The organism is Roseovarius sp. A-2 (assembly GCF_002072155.1).
Classification (GTDB): Bacteria; Pseudomonadota; Alphaproteobacteria; order Rhodobacterales; family Rhodobacteraceae; genus Roseovarius.
In genome coordinates this window covers 1-15,133 of the sequence record NZ_BDIY01000022.1, presented here as the reverse complement: position 1 = coordinate 15,133, position 15,133 = coordinate 1, and the positions used below count along the sequence as shown (strand labels likewise).

Sequence of the window (15,133 nt, the reverse complement as noted above, 5' to 3'; positions counted from 1 at the left end):
TGACGGCTCGCCCTTGGCCCGACTATATCTTAGAGTGACCCGCACCCCAAGCGGACCATACGGCTAACGATGGCAGGAATGATCGAGGGGCCGACCCAACGGCCCCCTTTCATTTTTCGGGATCAGCCGCGTGCGTCCTTGGGCGAGCCCATCACGACATAGGAGGTGATCGCGTTGACCTGCGGCAGGGTGCCGAGCACCTCGGTGTGAAAGCTCTTGTAGACGGGCAGATCGGCCATCTCGACGCGCAGCAGGTATTCCACCGCACCGGTGGTATTGTGGCACTCCACCACTTCGGGCGCGCGGGTCATGGCGCGCTCGAACGCCTCCTGGCTGGCCTTGGTGTGGCTGTTGAGGCCGACGGTGATATAGGCGGTGAAACCCACCCCGAGTGCTGCGCGATCAAGCACCGCGCGATACCCGGCGATGACGCCGCGCCGTTCGAGATCCTGCACCCGGCGCAGGCAGGCCGAGGGCGAGAGACCCACCCGGTCGGCGAGGTCAAGATTGCTGATCCGTCCATTGCGTGTCAGCTCTTGCAATATTCGCTCGCTGATCTGGTCCATAGAGATCAGTGATTGCACAGATCAGAATAAATCACAATAAAACGCAATTCAAACGCGCCATAGATCGCATATGGGTGCAGGTATGACACCGGATCTTCTTGCCGCCCTCGCCACCTTTGCCCTTGTCACGGTCATTACGCCCGGACCCAATAACCTGATGCTGATGGCGTCGGGGACAAACTTCGGTTTTGTTCGGACCATCCCGCATATGCTGGGGATCGGGCTGGGCTTTCCGCTGATGGTGTTTTGCGTGGGTCTGGGGGTGATGCGGGTCTTTGATCTCTGGCCGCTCAGCTATACGCTGCTCAAGGCCGTGTCGGTGGCCTATCTGCTGTGGCTCGCCTGGAAGATCGCCCATGCCGCACCGCCCAGAGCGGCGACGGAGCAGGCGGAGGGCACGCCGCTCACCTTCTTGCAATCGGCGGCATTCCAGTGGGTCAACCCCAAGGCCTGGAGCATGGCACTCTCGGCGATCACGCTTTACGCCACAGGGCGTGATCTGGCAGCGGTGCTGTGGGTTGCAGGGGTCTATGTGGCGATGTCGACGATCAGCACGACAAGCTGGACAGTGCTGGGACAGCAGGTGCGACGCCTGCTGAAGAGCCCCGGACGGCTCCGGCTGTTCAACCGGGTCATGGCGGCGCTGCTGGTGGCAACGCTCGTGCCGGTTCTCTGGCCTGCGGGCTGATCGTGCCGGGCCCGCAATTCGCGCGCCCCGGGCCATCATGTAAGGTGCATTCGACATTTGTTCCGGCCTAAACCCCGGGGTGCAAAGAACGGTCCGGATCATTTGAAACAGACAAAGTTTTTGTCACAAACCCTCTGGACCTTCCCAAACCGGATTGCTATAGCGCGAGGCGTGTTCCGGCGTAGCTCAGCGGTAGAGCAGTTGACTGTTAATCAATTGGTCGTAGGTTCGATCCCTACCGCCGGAGCCAAAAAACCCTGAAAGAACAGTGAGTTAAGAGCAAGCCCCCGTAAGGGGGCTTTTCTCATTTGGTCAGGGGTAACGTTTGGGGTAACGCGCCTTGCTTTTTCTGGGGCGATACACTATCTGATTTTTAACGGAATGATGATTTTATCGCTCCGAACGCAGCTTATCAGGTAAGGGGGGAAAGATGGCATATCTCACAGCGAATCAGCTTGCTGACTATCTCTTGTGCGAAGCGCGCTATCGTGGCGAAGCGCTCACACACCTGAAACTCCAGAAGCTTTGCTACTATGCGCAGGCGTGGTGGCTTGCACTTCATGGTGAACCTTTGATTGAAGAAGATTTTCAAGCATGGGTGCATGGCCCCGTGCTGACATCCCAATTCGGACGTTTTAGAGACTATCGGTGGCAACCGATTGTCCATCAAGTGCCACGCCCAGAGGTTCCCGAAGGAGTGCGCACTCACCTTGACGAGGTGATGGACGTTTTCGGAGTGGAAAGCGCCGTTGCGCTTGAGCGCATGACTCATGAGGAAGCGCCTTGGCTGGAAGCGCGCGGGGAACTGCCGCCTCACGAAGCCTCCAGAAACGTAATCCGCAAGGAAACGATGCAATCGTTCTATGCTTCGTTGAATTGAGATTTCCTTGGCCGGTAAAATTAAGAAGCGGCATCTTGCGCCTACAGACGATCAAATTAAGAAAAGACCGCCGCATGATGGCAAGGTTCTCTTTTCATTTGCACTTTTCGATGACGCGGACGAAGAACTATGTCCTTGTAATTACCCAGAGGGTTATACTGCAACCCTTATGAGTCGTCTTGCTGGCGTGTCTCAGATGACCGAGACAGAGTTTCGCTCATCACGGGGGGACAGATCCTTACGAATCCACACACATGAATGGCCTCGAACAGCCCGTCCCGACGGGTTCACGCATCTGAATGAACAGCTTCGTGAATACCAAGGATGGCAATTTTGCCTAACTGCCAATGCTCATGGCCGCGTCCATGGAATAATGATTGATAACGTCTTTTACATTATTTGGCTCGACGTTAATCATGCGCTTTATCCTTGATTTAGCATGTGCAGAATTGGCCGCGGATCAATCCGTGCCTCCTGCGCTTCCGCCAGAGCGCTGATCATGGCGGAGAAAGCCCGCCTAACTGGCTGGCAATGGCCGCTAAAACTCGCCGGGTTTGATCTCTTTATTCATCGCCCCACCCCACCAGCTTCATCACGGTATCAGCATCAACTCCCGCCTCCTTCGCCGCCGCCAAGGCTTGCACGATCCCGACAGCCGCCCGCGCCCGTCCACCAGCATCGAAGGCTTGCAACGGTCGCAGCGTGTCCAGCGTGACGATCGATCCCAGCTTGTCGGTCGCTTCTTCCGCCATGGCCTCAGCCATCGGTTGTAAGGCCCATTGGCAAAGGTGGCGTTGCGCTTCCCTGACCATGGGGCCGGTCGTGGCCGCGTTGTTCAATCCGGGCAGGATGCCAAACGCGCCGTTAATTTGGTCGCGGGCTTGATCCAGCGTCTTGTCCATCAGCGCGTCGTCCAGCTTGGGCGTCAGATCATTGGCCCGCCAGTCTTGCGCCGGGGCCGGTCCACCCGCCGCCTGCACCTGCACCGATTCTCGCACCAGCACCCGGCCCCGTGATCCACGAAAGCCCCGTGCAATGTCCGTAAGGTCGGTTTCGGGTGTCTCAGGCATTGGCACGATGGACGATCCCAGCGGGGCGTCCCCATACACCTCGACAAGCGCCCGCTCGATGATTTCCAGCAGGTCAGCCGAAAGACTGGCCCGCTTAAGCGGGGCCGTCCCGTACCACGGTTGTGTTGCATCCGCGCCGATCCGAAAGTGCAGCACCTCGCCCGCCAGCGCGGTCATGGTCTTGCCGCCGCCCACATCGGGCAAAGTCAGGCGGTAGGCCGTGGGCCGCGACAGACGGGTGGACAAATCCCAATCCGACACCGGGATAAGCATGTCGTCGGTGATGTAGAAAAGCGCCTCGCCCCGCAGGGCAAGCATCCGGCCCGCCATGGCCAGCGTCCGCTTGGTCAGCAGGTCGGTGCCGTCCACGTCAGCAACAGACAAGCCGTTTTCCCAGAGCGTGACCGCCCCCTGCACCGTTGCCGTCAGTTCGGCCCGTCCGCCCGTGCCGGTGATGTAGGCCGTCCGGGCGTGGATCATTTGCGCAGAGTATCCCGCCGAGGATGCCGCGCGCGTCTCAGTCTTGCGTTTGAATGGCCAGATCATTTCTGCCTCCGATATGGGCGCAGCAAATCAGCCGCCCCGCTGTTTTGAAGCGCACGGGCCGCATGGGCCGCGCTGCGCTGATAGCTTTCTTGGATCGCGCCACCCATGTTGACGCTGTAGCTGGACACGCCCGCCCGGTCGGTATCGTCGGCCATGTATTCGGCCAGCCGCCGGAACGCCTCAGAGACAGCCCTAGGCGGGTCGCCAGCGCCCACTTGCGCCGTGACCTTGAACACGCCGTCAGAGGGCAGGCACAGGCCCACAGGGCCGTCAGGTAGTGCCGTGGATACCCATGCGCCGCTTTCCCATTTCTCAGCCGTGTGAGACGCGACAGGCGACAGCGGGGGCGTCCAGTTCTCACCCTCGCCACCCTCGACAGTCCACACCACCTCGCGGGCCGTGTAGCGGGTCCGGGTGTATGCCTCGATCCGCTCCCAGATCATTTCAGCATCCAGCGCCGCCGCCGGGGTCGATAGCCCGGACGGGCTGGCGGGATAGCTGGCCGGGGTTGCCTCAGTCTCTTGCAACAGGTCAGTCATGTCAGGCCCTCCACCGCATTGCGGCCGGAACGGGGGCACGGATGAATTGACCAGCCTCCCAGTTTCGCGCCTCGATTTGCGCCGAGGGATAGGCCCCGCGCGTGACCGCCGAGACTTCCACCAGCGCCGCGTCCACGATCTTGCGATGCACCACGTCGCCGTCGCGGGTGACACGTTCGCCGCCCTTGGACACGCGAAAGCCCGGTGAAAGCCCCCGGATCAAGCCCGCCTCATGGGCCGCAAGAAAGTCCCGCGCCCATGTCGTGTTGCCCGCAACCGTGGCCTCGAAGATCAGAGCGCCATCGTCCTGGCGCACCTCAAGCGTCCCGGCCTTGCGGCTGGCCAGCGGCTTTTCAAAGTCGTGACCGCTCAGAAAATGCAGATCGTCGTCAGAGTTCACGCGGGACGCAAAGGCCCCCCGCGCAATGGTTTCAAAGTATCCCGGCGCAAGTTCCGTCCGGGTGTCATAGGGGAAGCGGCCCGCCACGCGCACCGCCTCGCCCTCTTGGCGAACCTCAAGCCCGCCTAGCGAACCACCCCAAAGCATCACTGCACCCCGGTCAGGATTTCAAGCTGCACCCCACGGGCCACGGTCACGTCCATGGTCGTCAAAGCGGTCAGCCGCAGTTGCCCAGACTTGGCGTCGGAATACGGATCGCGGATCACGTCCACCGCGCCCCACATGCCGCAGAACACCGGGGCCACGCCGTTCGTGGTCGTGGTCAACAGCGACTTGGACTCGACAGGGGGGCCACCAGCCGGGGCCGTGATGCCATTCGTGGTCAGCACAACCTTGCCCATCTTGGCAACCAGCCGATCCCATTCCGAGATTGCCAGACCGCTAATCAGTTCATCCATGCCGTCGAACACTTCAGGGCGCAGCAGCAGATTAACCGCGCCAAGACTGTTAGCCGCGTTTGCCGTCATGAACCGCACCGCCGCCGCCCGGAACGCTGCATAAGACGCCGCCGCGTCGATTGCGGTTTCGGTGATGCCGTAGGCGGAAGCGCCGGGAAAGATGCCCAGCGGCTCGCCCGAAGATCCCGAGCCGAGGAAAATGGCCCGATCCGTCTCTTGCTGGATTGCCGCGCTCATGTCGCGCCGCACCGCTTGCTCAAGGCCCGCGCCCGCCTGTTTCAGCGCCTTGCGGGTGATCTTCATTTGAACGCCCAACGTTTGATCCGGCTTCATCGGGCGGTCCACCGTGGTGTAGGCTTGCGGCCCCGGAACGTCGCCAGTCTCAGACCCAGCCCAGCCCGGTTGCGCGCCGCCAGTGGCCACGGGGTATTCGACCTCGCCCACGCCCACGTTAATCATCCGGCACCCCATTTGCGTGGCGCTGGAATTGGCGAAAATGCGGTCGATCGTCGGCATGGTTCGCACGGGGTCAGGAACACCGCCCGCCAGCGTTTCGCCAGTACGGGTTTCCAGAGCCTCAAGCGGAACCGGGATGCCTTGGAACCCGCCGACGTTGCGCAGTTCTTCCACCATTTCAGCGGTCGCGCCGTCTAGCTTGCGGCCTTCGTCCAGAGCCAAGGCGACTTGGCGCACCTCGAACCGGCCAGCCATTTCGGCCCATTCCTTGTCAGAGCGGGTTTCCAGTTCGGCCCCCGCTTCCCGGCGTTCGTCGTCCTCAGACACAAGGGCCGCGCGATATTGGGTTTCCTTGGCACGGTATTCCGTATCCAGATCGCCCATCTTGCGCACCTCGTCCTCAGACGGGTTTTCGATGTTGGCCAGTTGGGCCAGAGATTGCCGGATTTCAGACCGGCGCAGTTCCAGTTTCTTCGATGTCAGCATGATGTTTCTCCTATGCTCGACGGGTTGCGCTGCATGTCGCGCAGCAGGTCGCGCCATTGTTGGCGCTTTGGGGTCAGGGGCTTGTGCCCCACCTCAATTCGGGTTTTGCGCGTGTGACAGGCACCGCACAAAATCTGTAAATTGCTCAGGGTGTAGGCGAGTTCGGGGTGCGTCCTGACGGGCAGAACGTGGTCGCACTCAAGCCGCTTGCGTGTGCCGCACTGAACGCAGGCCCAGCCATCACGGTCCAGCGCCTGCATCCGCAGAGCGCGCCAGCGCGGGCCGCGCGTGACCTTGGCCGAGTGCCGGATATGCTCTTTGCGCTTAAACGAGGTCACGGGCTTGCACCTCCCAGAAATAGAGGGTGCCGCCGGGGGCATGGGGGACCACCCGGACAATGCCGAGCGTGGTCGTGCCGATCCGCAGTTTGTCGGTCGTTTCAGGCGTGATCGTCAGCCCATCGACAGACACCAGCACCCGTTGATCGCCCACATCCATCAGGCCAGCGGCAATAAATTCCTCGTTCACAGTGAAGGTCGCCACCATAGCCGTGCCGGGGTGTGCCGTGTCCGGGCCGGGGATGTATCCCCCGAAACCGTCCGTTGTGCCTTCACCGGGCCGCAGGACCTCAGCCGCTTGTCCATATTTCGCAATCAATCGTGTTGCCGTCTCAGTCAGCCCCATGCCAGCCTCCCCGCTTTGCGGGCCGGTCGGCCCATGATCCGAGCGCCCTCAGCAACGGCCAGAACCGCAGCACATGCCGCGTCGATCCGGCCCATACTGCGCCCCTTCGTGATTTTGGAATTACCCGCCGGGTCGATTTGCACCGCCGCCTCAGCCATCGCATGTCGCAGCAGGTAGTTGGCCGAGGTGGCCACCTTCCCGTCGAATACGGCGCGGCGGAACCGCTCCACATCCTCGCCCCCGTCGCGGAATCCCATGCCCCGCCAGATCACCGGGGCGCGGTTGCCGATAGCGTCCAGCCCGTCCGCAATCTCGCTTTGCTTGAAGCGGTCGCAGACAATGGCCGCGATGTTCTCGCCTTCCACCTTGCCCAGCATTGCCCGCAGGAATTGCGCCAGCGGCACCGTGCGGTCGCCCATCAGCAGCAGCTCACCCCGCTTGTGCATAATCGAATACAGATCACCCACCGCGTCAGCCTGCCCACGGGCCTCAAGGGTCGGTTGCGTCCCGAACGCGCCGAACGCCTCAAGCCGCCCCGTCTCAGGCCACAGAAACGCCGCCGCCGTCATGGATGCCGATTGACCTTGATCCAGCCCGATCACCACCTGACCTTGGCGCGGGGGCAGATCGTCGGTTTCGCAGGCCAGCCATTCGTCCAGCGTCAGCAGCGCGTCCCGATTATCCTCAGCCACCCGTTCGTTGCGGGTCAGCAGGCGGAACCGCGACAGCGCAGAACCGCCCCGTTCCATCGCCAGCGCCGCGTCCTGTTTCAGCCGTGTCAGCGTGGGGCCGATCCCATACTTGGAACCGGGGTTAGCGATTTGAAGGCTTTCCACATCATCGACAGGCAAGCCCGGTGTGGGGCGATGTTCCTGCCGGTAAACGCCGGGTGCATCCCGATCCAGCCAGAGCGAAAAGGGGTGCATGTCATTGCTGGCCGAGGTGCTGATAATCAGGGCCTTGCCGTCGCGCTTGGCCAGACCTGTCAGCAACGCCGCCTCAAGTTCGTCACCCGCCGCCAAGGGCCAGTGGCCGCGTTCGTCTAAGACGCAGAGCGTAGGGCTTGAGCCAAGCGCGCTTTTGCCGTCCGCAGAGATTGCCTTGAGAATGTGCTGCGGGCCGTTGTGATCGTCATACTGGATTTCAAACCGGGGTTGCCGCCGGATCGTGATGTTCTCTTGCACATCCTCAGGCAAGGTTTGGATAAAGCTGGCCGTGTAGTTCCACGCAATCTTGGCTTGCTCTTGGGTCCGGGCCGCGATGATGATTTCCCGCTCAGCCGCGTCAGACCACGCGCCCAGCAATTCGCCCGCGCAGAGCATCGCAGACAGCGCAGACTTACCGTTGCCGCGCCCGACACTCAGAACGCCCACGTTCACGTCAGCACCGAAAGCGCCCTCGATAAACTGGTTCTGATACGGGGCCAGCTTGATCTCGTTCCCGGCCAGCCGCCCGGTCGGAACCTTGAGCGATTTGCAGAACCGTTTCACCAGCGTGGAAGTCTTAGCCATCGGCCAGCCCTCCCGTGTGTGTCGAAAGAAAAGTCATGCCGCCGGTTTCCTGCCCACTCAGAAAAAGGGGCATTGGGACCATTCCAGCGGCCATCTTCGCCAGCGTCACACCCGTCACACTTCCTAGTGTTGTGTGACGTTTGTGACGGTCATTCTGGCCTGCACATGTGACGCACTGTGACGGGCTGTGACGATTGTGACGGTTAGTCATCATCCTGCACCCTCCACACATAGCCGCCAAACTCGCGCACCTCGTCCATGTCCATCAGCTTGGTCTTGGCGCGCATGAATGCAGTCCGGGCCGCGCTATCGCTCACACCCGTGGTCAGCCCGTGGGCGTCACAGGCTTCCCGCCAGCAGTCCACATGCACCACCTTGCGGTTGGACGGATACAGGTTGCCGCTCTTGGTCTCGCCGTGGTCGCGCAGAGCGTCATATAGCGCCTGCATGGCCACCTCATTCTTGCCCTTGAGCGGCTTGCGTTCCGGCTTGGGCGGTTCGGCCACGTCCACCACCGCGCTTGTCACGGGGTCGCCATCTTCATCGCAGCCCAGCACCACAGCGCGCAGCTTGAAATGCAGCGGCTCAGGCGGTTCTTGATCGCGTTGTTTGCGGGATATGATCTCCCAATCGGCTGTAACCTGTATCTCGTTATCCACCGCCGCCCGCAGGGCAGACGATCCACGCGCGCCCCGGTCCTCATCCTTGCCGGTGTGGTGAATGACCATGACGTGCGCGCCGGTCGCCTCGCGGATCAGGTCGCAGTTACGGACGAACATGGCCGCATCCTTGGCCGTGTTCTCATCGCCCACGCCCATAGACCGGGCCAAGGTGTCGATCACCACAAGCGCCGGGTCAGCGTCCGGCATGATCTCGCAGACGGCCATTGCATCGCCTTGGCCGTGCAGGTCCAGCCCGACAGGCAAAAGGGTGAAGGGTGCCGCCGCCAGTTCCGGGCGGTCACGCTTGATCGCCGCAAGGCGGTTGCGGATACCCGCGCCGCCCTCAGCCGCGATGTAGAGAACCGGCCCGCCGTTCACCCGTAGACCGCGCCAAGGCTTGCCCGCCGCGATGTGCATGGCAATGTCCAGCGCAACAAACGTCTTGCCCGCGTTGGACGGGCCGTAGAGCATCGAAAGGCAATTCCGATCCAGCCACCCTTTGACCATGTAGTTGCTGGTCAACACCGACTCGATTTCTGACAGGCTTACAAGGCGGGTTTCGATCTCGGACGCGCGGGAAGCGTTCATGTTGAGGTTAATCACGGTCATGCTGCCCACCTCCGCGCAATGTCGGACAGGTCAGCCCCGTTTTGACGGGCCAGCGCGGGGATGGTTGCCCAGGACACACCGCTACGCTTGAAGCTGCGCCACTTGGCGGCAACCTCGCCCTTGCGGTATTTCGATCCGGTCGCGCTCCACCGATCCGCCAGCGCGAAACCTTCGTCAGAGCCGTTGAAACGGTCGTGCAAGGCCATCAGCACGGCCACCCAATCGCCGTAAGGCATATCCGCCGGGATGTGGGTCAGCAGTTCCTCCACCTCGCCCGTGGGCGTCAGGCGGTCGAAGGTTCGGACCGGTGCCGAGGGCGTGTGCAACAGCATCGCCCGCAGACCCATGGGGACCGGGGGCAACGTCTCAGGGAAGTGGCCTAGATAGGAACCGCCCTCGACAAACGATCCAGGCGCGACCACGTAGCCGCCTTGCCCGCGCGTGTCGATCTTGGGGCCGATCTTGTTCGCCGTGTTGCGCGCACCATTGAAGTGCTGGCAATAGATGTGCCGCCCACCTGAGGGCGTGTAGACGTTCGCGCAATCCAGCAGGCCCGCGTAGCGGGGCAGAGCCTTCAAGCTGGCCTCGCCCATCGGCTCGCCCGTGGCCTTGTCCACGTCCAAGTCGATCACAAACAAGCCGTTGGCCTCGCCGCATGGGATGCCCCATGCGACAGCCCCGTGGGCCTCCCATTGCGATATGGTGTAGCCGTCGCGGGTGGCCTTATCCTGCCAGCCTGCCACAAGCGGGGCCTTGTCCGGGCCAACGGGGAAGATGTTGAACGGGATACGGGTCATGCCGCCACCCCGCAGAAATGGCGCAGGATAATCGCTGGCGCTCCGGCCCATTCTGGGCTATCTTTCGGGGGAAGCTGGACTGCTTCAATTACGGTCTTAGCGTCGGGTGCAGTTGCCGCTGCCCCGGCGTTTTTCGTTTCATAATTGCTCATGCTGCTACCTCAGCCTGAGCGTCCAACCATGCGGAAACGTCAGCTTCGCGCCAGTAGCGGCGACGGGCGATGTAGATGGGCTTGGGGAAGTTCAGCGCTGGGTCATTCAGCCAGCGCCAGAGGGTCATATCGGAGACGCCGCCAAGTGCATCGCGCACCGCCGCCGCCGTCAGCAATTTGGAAGTCATGGGCCTACCTCGTTAGAACAGGTTAGGCCCCTCAATATTCACAGGAATTAGCTTGCCGGTATTGCGGAAGAAAATCAGAAATTAAATCGCAAAGCGTCGGCTTGTTGCCATGCGTCCCGCGCCGCCTGTTCCGTTCCGTTACGGGAAGGCAGCAAGCCGGTCAGTTCTGCCCACGATGCGCCTGCCTCTCTACCGTCTAGGATGCGCAGATAGGTTAACCATTTCGTCGGATGCCGCCGCTTCTGAATAGCCTTGCCATGGGCGGTGCGTTGCATCTCCTTGAGCAATTGTTTTGCACATTCCAATTGAGGTTCAAGGGGCTTGCTCAGATCAAAGTCTACACGCTCAAATCCCTCAGGCGGTTCTTCGGAATAAAACTGTGCCACGCCTTCCGCCCAGTCACTAAATCCGATTACATCAAACGGCTGCTCTCCAATTCTCGGATTAGGTAGGCGCGGCAAGCCCAAGGATCGGGCAAGCGGATGCATGGCAGTAAAGCCGGGTTGATCCGGGCGCAGATGCGCAACGGGAAACCCTTCTTTTCCTGCAAATTTCGACCAGTAGCAATAGCTGTTTTCAGCTTCATCATCGAAGGCAGATCGCACATCATCGCGTCGTCGCAAAAACTCCCATCGCCAGCGATTGCGCGTCCAATTGATTGTTTCGCCATAGGTGAATGGGTCAAGCCAATTTGGTATGCCCCACTCATTCACGCCCGGACCTCGCCAATCCGCACCACGTTCTCCGCTGGGCCGTCCACCAGATCACCGACAACGCGCGCCCATGCGTCAAGCGCGGCTCGCTTTTCATCTGCATAATCGTGCCTTTGATAGACGCTCACAATGCCGCCTGCCGTGCCGCTCACATGGTTTAGCACCGCCTCAGTCACGCGCACGGGAATGCCAAGCCTTGCCATGCCGGTTGCAGCGGTGCGGCGCAGATCGTGAAACGTCCAATGCGGAATGTCCACCGGCTCGGCGCGTTCGTCGCTGGCAATCTCCGCCATGCGTTTGGCGATATGATTGCGGCCCTTGTGATAGCCTTGCAAGGCGCTTTCGCCGGTTGTGGTGAACACATAGCCCGCATCGCCCTTGACGCGCTCCACCGCACCCAGAACGTCCCGCGCGGCCTCTGACAACGGCACGTCATGCGCCCGCCCGTTTTTTGTCCTATCGGCGCTCAGGTGCCACAGATCACCGCTAACCTCGCGGTCGGTTATGTTCACAACCTCGCCAAGTCGCTGGCCGGTCAGCAACAGCATCTTGCCAAGGTGCCCCCACGGCTGGCCTTCCCGATCACAGGCTTGCCAGAGCCACCGGATTTCATCATCGGACAACACGCGGTCGCGGCTCTTCTCCTTGGCCACCGGCTTGACGCCCATCGCGGGGGATTGGTCGATAATATCGCGCTCGACACACCAGCTTAGAAACTTGTTCAGATAAGCCCGAACCCGGTTTGCGGTCACGACACGCCCGCTATCGGCTATCCCATCTAGCAGGTCGATCACGTCACGCTTGGCTATGTCGTGAATGTCGCGCTCACCCCAGACCGCCACCACATGCCGGTTCAACTCGCGTTTCACCGTTTCGCCGGATTTCAGGGTGGATAGGTGCCGCTTGCCGAATTGGTCCACCAGCGTCTTGATCTTATCGCGCTCAGATAGCTGCGCTTCCATCCGCGCGGCCTTGGTCCGCTTCTTCGCCGCGCTCGGATCGTTGCCGTGCTCCACCGCCTCGATAGCATCAGTTGCGGCGGCGCGCGCATCGGCCAATCCCATGACAGGCCAGCGCCCCAAGGTCAGTTTCTTTGGCTTGCCCGCGTAGCGGTAGCGCAAGGCCCAGGATTTCACCCCGCTTGGCTGGATCACAAGATAAAGCCCGGACAGCGAAGGGTCAGGAATTTCGCGGCGGTTAGCGTCCGGTTTCGCGGCTTCAATCGCCTTAGTCGTGAGTGCCTTCGCCATAGTCAATTTTCCCTCTGGGGTAACACTGGGGTAACGAATTGGCCGGTTTGCGACCGTTACCCCAAGTTAGTATCAGAGGCTCACCATTCAAGTAAATACTTTCTATGTATGGTATTTTCATGAACCGATAGCTTTACAAAGTTAGGTGACGTTTGACCGCAAATCTTGACTGTTAATCAATTGGTCGTAGGTTCGATCCCTACCGCCGGAGCCAAAATCATCCAACGAATTGATGGTATTGGTAAAATCACTCTTTCAGGGGTGATTTCTGTGTGGGTGTGATACGTATCACATCCCAAATGGCCAAATCCGGGTTCCGGTCCGCCTCCTTTGAGGGGCTACCATGGGACGACAATCCAATCTCTACCGCCGCGGTGCGAGCTATGTCTGGCGCAGGCGTCTGCCTGCCCGTCTTGGCGGCACGATCTTGCAAATCAGCCTGCGCACGAATGACCCGCTGCTCGCGCGTCGTCTCGGTGCAAGCGTCACCGCCGAAAGCTATCATGTCTTTGAACATATGACCGCTCATGGCCTGTCGCGCGAGGATGCGCGGGCATGTCTGGAACGCATTATCACCGGCGAGACGCGCAATCACGCCATTTTACAGCCGGAGCCGCGCAGGCGGGCCGATACCACGCCCCCAATCGCCACGCCTCCGGTCGATAGCACATCTGTCAACGCCTACGATCCGGCATGGTCGGCGCTGGTGGAACGGTTCGCGGCGCTCAAGGCCCAGCAGAAGATCAGCGACCAAACCATCGCCCAGATGGGCAAGGTGTTCCAGCTGTTTGCCGAAGCAACCGGCATCACCGACATCCGCACTCTGCGCCAAACCCATGTCGCACAATTTGTCGACGTGCTGCGGGTTTTGCCCAAAAGCTACCGCAAGTCATCCAGGGACAAGGGGAAAAGCCTTCAGCAAATTCTTGCGGAGGCACAGGCAAAGCCAGCCCGCGAGCCGGGTCTTTCCGACGCTACGATCCACCGGAACCTCAACTATATCGGCCAGATCGTGACCAAGGGCGCGAGCGAAGGTTATCACTCCCTGACCCTGATCGACATCTCATCCCTGCGCCCGCGCAAGAGCCAACGCGACCGGGATGTCCGGGTGGCCTACACCGAGGCTGACGTTCAGGCGATTTTCCGGCATCCGGTTTGGCAAGGCCGCAGTCGCCGCAATTCATGGGATCAGCCCGGTAAGGTCATCGTGCCAGACGGGCTATATTGGCTGCCTGTGATTGCTGCACTTTCGGGCGCGCGGCGGGCAGAGATCGCAGGGCTGATGCCCGACGAGATCGCGCTTGTTGATGGGGTCCCGACGATCCGGATCAAGCCGAACAGGATCCGAGGCCTCAAGACCCTCGCCTCCACGCGCGATGTGCCGCTGCATCCGCAGCTGGTGGATCTGGGGCTGTTGGAGCAGGCGCAGAGGTTGGTGGCCGAAGGGGCCGGGATGCTCTTTGCGGACCAGCGCACCCCGAAGAATGTCAAGCTTGGCGACAAGATCGACTACAAGTTCCGGCGAATCAAGGAACAACAGCTGGGCGAAGCGTCGGAGAGGAAATCCTTCCACAGCTTCCGGCATTACGTGACGACCCGGCTGACGCATATGGGCACTGTGCCGGAGCGGGTGATCAAGGATATCCTCGGCCATACAGGCGACAGCGTGACGACCGAGCGCTATAGCGAAACAACCCCGCTTGCGGCAAAGGCCGAGGCGATCAGCCAGCTGCCGTGGCTGCCGGTCGCGTGGCCCGATCAACGGTTGTCACAGACCACCCGAACATCGTGAGGCTTTCACTTCCGCCCTCAAGGGCGTCATGCAAGGCTGGCAACGCCAGCCGCGCAGTCTGTTCGTAAAACACATGCCCCGCATGGTTTTACGGACAGACGGAGCGCCCCCCCGGCGTAAGGGGCGGACGAGGTAGCTTTAGCTACCTATAGTCTGTCTCTCTGCATAGCTTTTCCGGATGCTGTTTTAGCATCCGACGCAGTGTTTATTCGGCAACCAAACGAAACCCGTCTGGTCAAAGATCGATAGCCTGCTCACGTTCGATCAACCTCTTTTGCCGTGCTGACTACACGGCTTTGCGGCGTGTATCCACGCAGGTTTTATACGCCTGAATCCGGGGAGGCGCAAAGAGTTAGGGCAAGGCTTGCAAGCAAGCCCTGCGGTCGGAATCTATAATGGCTTTGAGGTCGGGGAAGTGGAAAGGTAGGGTCTCAAGGGGAAAGGCAAGGTGCGTGTTGTAAGGGAGGAGGAAAGATCGTGGTCTAAATTTTAGTGCATAGTTTCGGCAGGATAAGGGGGGCGGGTAATCGGGACGAAAGCGTGAGTGGTGGGCATCGGGCGGAAGGACGAAGCCGCTCGCGCGGCAATGGCGCTTGTGGCTGGCGTATTGAATCGATCCTGACGGCGCGCATTTTGTAATTTGGCTGACCTGTTTGACGATTGGGGTTTCTCAATCTGATGACAGG

At 60.9% G+C, this 15,133-nt stretch carries 16 protein-coding genes and 1 tRNA gene; 4 read left to right on the top strand and 13 right to left on the bottom strand.

The annotated features are described in order from the left end of the window. Positions 1 to 122 precede the first annotated feature (122 nt). Positions 123 to 566, bottom strand: a complete 444-nt coding sequence (locus tag BHD06_RS18400; protein ID WP_080458437.1) for an Lrp/AsnC family transcriptional regulator — start codon at positions 564 to 566, stop codon at positions 123 to 125. 82 nt (positions 567 to 648) lie between these two features. Between BHD06_RS18400 and BHD06_RS18395 the strand changes: the two genes are divergently transcribed. The 3 genes from BHD06_RS18395 to BHD06_RS18385 all read left to right on the top strand — a co-directional run bounded on the left by BHD06_RS18395 (position 649) and on the right by BHD06_RS18385 (position 2,134). Beyond that, complete coding sequence (locus BHD06_RS18395; protein ID WP_080458436.1) at positions 649 to 1,254, top strand: LysE family translocator; 606 nt, start codon at positions 649 to 651, stop codon at positions 1,252 to 1,254. Between the two features lie 175 nt (positions 1,255 to 1,429). After that, positions 1,430 to 1,504, top strand: a tRNA-Asn gene (locus BHD06_RS18390). 180 nt (positions 1,505 to 1,684) lie between these two features. Then, positions 1,685 to 2,134, top strand: a complete 450-nt coding sequence (locus BHD06_RS18385) for a Panacea domain-containing protein (protein WP_080458435.1) — start codon at positions 1,685 to 1,687, stop codon at positions 2,132 to 2,134. Positions 2,135 to 2,697: 563 nt separating this feature from the next. Here BHD06_RS18385 and BHD06_RS18380 read toward each other — a convergent pair. From BHD06_RS18380 to BHD06_RS18325, 12 genes are all read right to left on the bottom strand, one after another. Further along, positions 2,698 to 3,750, bottom strand: a complete 1,053-nt coding sequence (locus tag BHD06_RS18380) for a phage portal protein (protein WP_080458434.1) — start codon at positions 3,748 to 3,750, stop codon at positions 2,698 to 2,700. Further along, positions 3,747 to 4,289, bottom strand: coding sequence for a hypothetical protein (locus BHD06_RS18375; RefSeq protein ID WP_080458433.1), 543 nt, complete (start codon positions 4,287 to 4,289; stop codon positions 3,747 to 3,749). Before BHD06_RS18375 ends, BHD06_RS18380 begins: the two co-directional genes overlap by 4 nt. A 1-nt stretch (position 4,290) precedes the next feature. Continuing rightward, on the bottom strand, positions 4,291 to 4,836 hold the full coding sequence (locus tag BHD06_RS18370) for an HK97 family phage prohead protease (protein WP_080458432.1): 546 nt from the start codon (positions 4,834 to 4,836) through the stop codon (positions 4,291 to 4,293). Further along, positions 4,836 to 6,089: a phage major capsid protein gene (locus BHD06_RS18365; protein ID WP_080458431.1), complete on the bottom strand. Its 1,254-nt coding sequence runs from the start codon at positions 6,087 to 6,089 to the stop codon at positions 4,836 to 4,838. Before BHD06_RS18365 ends, BHD06_RS18370 begins: the two co-directional genes overlap by 1 nt. Next, positions 6,083 to 6,427: an HNH endonuclease gene (locus BHD06_RS18360; RefSeq protein WP_254892476.1), complete on the bottom strand. Its 345-nt coding sequence runs from the start codon at positions 6,425 to 6,427 to the stop codon at positions 6,083 to 6,085. Before BHD06_RS18360 ends, BHD06_RS18365 begins: the two co-directional genes overlap by 7 nt. Further along, positions 6,414 to 6,773: a hypothetical protein gene (locus BHD06_RS18355; RefSeq protein WP_080458429.1), complete on the bottom strand. Its 360-nt coding sequence runs from the start codon at positions 6,771 to 6,773 to the stop codon at positions 6,414 to 6,416. The genes BHD06_RS18360 and BHD06_RS18355 overlap by 14 nt, the downstream gene beginning before the upstream one ends. Beyond that, the gene (locus tag BHD06_RS18350) at positions 6,764 to 8,284 is read right to left on the bottom strand and encodes a terminase large subunit domain-containing protein (RefSeq protein ID WP_080458428.1); all 1,521 of its coding nucleotides are present in this window, start codon (positions 8,282 to 8,284) and stop codon (positions 6,764 to 6,766) included. The genes BHD06_RS18355 and BHD06_RS18350 overlap by 10 nt, the downstream gene beginning before the upstream one ends. 203 nt (positions 8,285 to 8,487) lie before the next feature. After that, positions 8,488 to 9,555, bottom strand: coding sequence for a helicase RepA family protein (locus BHD06_RS18345; protein WP_080458427.1), 1,068 nt, complete (start codon positions 9,553 to 9,555; stop codon positions 8,488 to 8,490). Beyond that, complete coding sequence (locus tag BHD06_RS18340; RefSeq protein WP_080458426.1) at positions 9,552 to 10,403, bottom strand: bifunctional DNA primase/polymerase; 852 nt, start codon at positions 10,401 to 10,403, stop codon at positions 9,552 to 9,554. The genes BHD06_RS18345 and BHD06_RS18340 overlap by 4 nt, the downstream gene beginning before the upstream one ends. Before the next feature lie 97 nt (positions 10,404 to 10,500). Next, positions 10,501 to 10,692 carry an AlpA family transcriptional regulator gene (locus BHD06_RS18335; protein ID WP_080458425.1) on the bottom strand — a complete coding sequence of 64 codons (192 nt, stop codon included), beginning with the start codon at positions 10,690 to 10,692 and terminating at the stop codon, positions 10,501 to 10,503. A 74-nt stretch (positions 10,693 to 10,766) separates the two neighbouring features. Then, positions 10,767 to 11,405, bottom strand: a complete 639-nt coding sequence (locus BHD06_RS23160; RefSeq protein WP_139784796.1) for a DUF2285 domain-containing protein — start codon at positions 11,403 to 11,405, stop codon at positions 10,767 to 10,769. After that, the gene (locus BHD06_RS18325; RefSeq protein ID WP_080458423.1) at positions 11,402 to 12,655 is read right to left on the bottom strand and encodes a site-specific integrase; all 1,254 of its coding nucleotides are present in this window, start codon (positions 12,653 to 12,655) and stop codon (positions 11,402 to 11,404) included. Before BHD06_RS18325 ends, BHD06_RS23160 begins: the two co-directional genes overlap by 4 nt. A gap of 343 nt (positions 12,656 to 12,998) precedes the next feature. Between BHD06_RS18325 and BHD06_RS18320 the strand changes: the two genes are divergently transcribed. Next, complete coding sequence (locus tag BHD06_RS18320) at positions 12,999 to 14,447, top strand: site-specific integrase (protein ID WP_080458422.1); 1,449 nt, start codon at positions 12,999 to 13,001, stop codon at positions 14,445 to 14,447. Positions 14,448 to 15,133 lie beyond the last annotated feature (686 nt).

Coding starts and splice junctions, on each gene's coding strand:
- BHD06_RS18400 (WP_080458437.1), bottom strand. CDS start 566: ATGGACCAGATCAGCGAGCGAATATTGCAAGAGCTGACACGCAATGGA.
- BHD06_RS18395 (WP_080458436.1), top strand. CDS start 649: ATGACACCGGATCTTCTTGCCGCCCTCGCCACCTTTGCCCTTGTCACG.
- BHD06_RS18385 (WP_080458435.1), top strand. CDS start 1,685: ATGGCATATCTCACAGCGAATCAGCTTGCTGACTATCTCTTGTGCGAA.
- BHD06_RS18380 (WP_080458434.1), bottom strand. CDS start 3,750: ATGATCTGGCCATTCAAACGCAAGACTGAGACGCGCGCGGCATCCTCG.
- BHD06_RS18375 (WP_080458433.1), bottom strand. CDS start 4,289: ATGACTGACCTGTTGCAAGAGACTGAGGCAACCCCGGCCAGCTATCCC.
- BHD06_RS18370 (WP_080458432.1), bottom strand. CDS start 4,836: ATGCTTTGGGGTGGTTCGCTAGGCGGGCTTGAGGTTCGCCAAGAGGGC.
- BHD06_RS18365 (WP_080458431.1), bottom strand. CDS start 6,089: ATGCTGACATCGAAGAAACTGGAACTGCGCCGGTCTGAAATCCGGCAA.
- BHD06_RS18355 (WP_080458429.1), bottom strand. CDS start 6,773: ATGGGGCTGACTGAGACGGCAACACGATTGATTGCGAAATATGGACAA.
- BHD06_RS18350 (WP_080458428.1), bottom strand. CDS start 8,284: ATGGCTAAGACTTCCACGCTGGTGAAACGGTTCTGCAAATCGCTCAAG.
- BHD06_RS18345 (WP_080458427.1), bottom strand. CDS start 9,555: ATGACCGTGATTAACCTCAACATGAACGCTTCCCGCGCGTCCGAGATC.
- BHD06_RS18340 (WP_080458426.1), bottom strand. CDS start 10,403: ATGGGCCGGAGCGCCAGCGATTATCCTGCGCCATTTCTGCGGGGTGGC.
- BHD06_RS18335 (WP_080458425.1), bottom strand. CDS start 10,692: ATGACTTCCAAATTGCTGACGGCGGCGGCGGTGCGCGATGCACTTGGC.
- BHD06_RS18325 (WP_080458423.1), bottom strand. CDS start 12,655: ATGGCGAAGGCACTCACGACTAAGGCGATTGAAGCCGCGAAACCGGAC.
- BHD06_RS18320 (WP_080458422.1), top strand. CDS start 12,999: ATGGGACGACAATCCAATCTCTACCGCCGCGGTGCGAGCTATGTCTGG.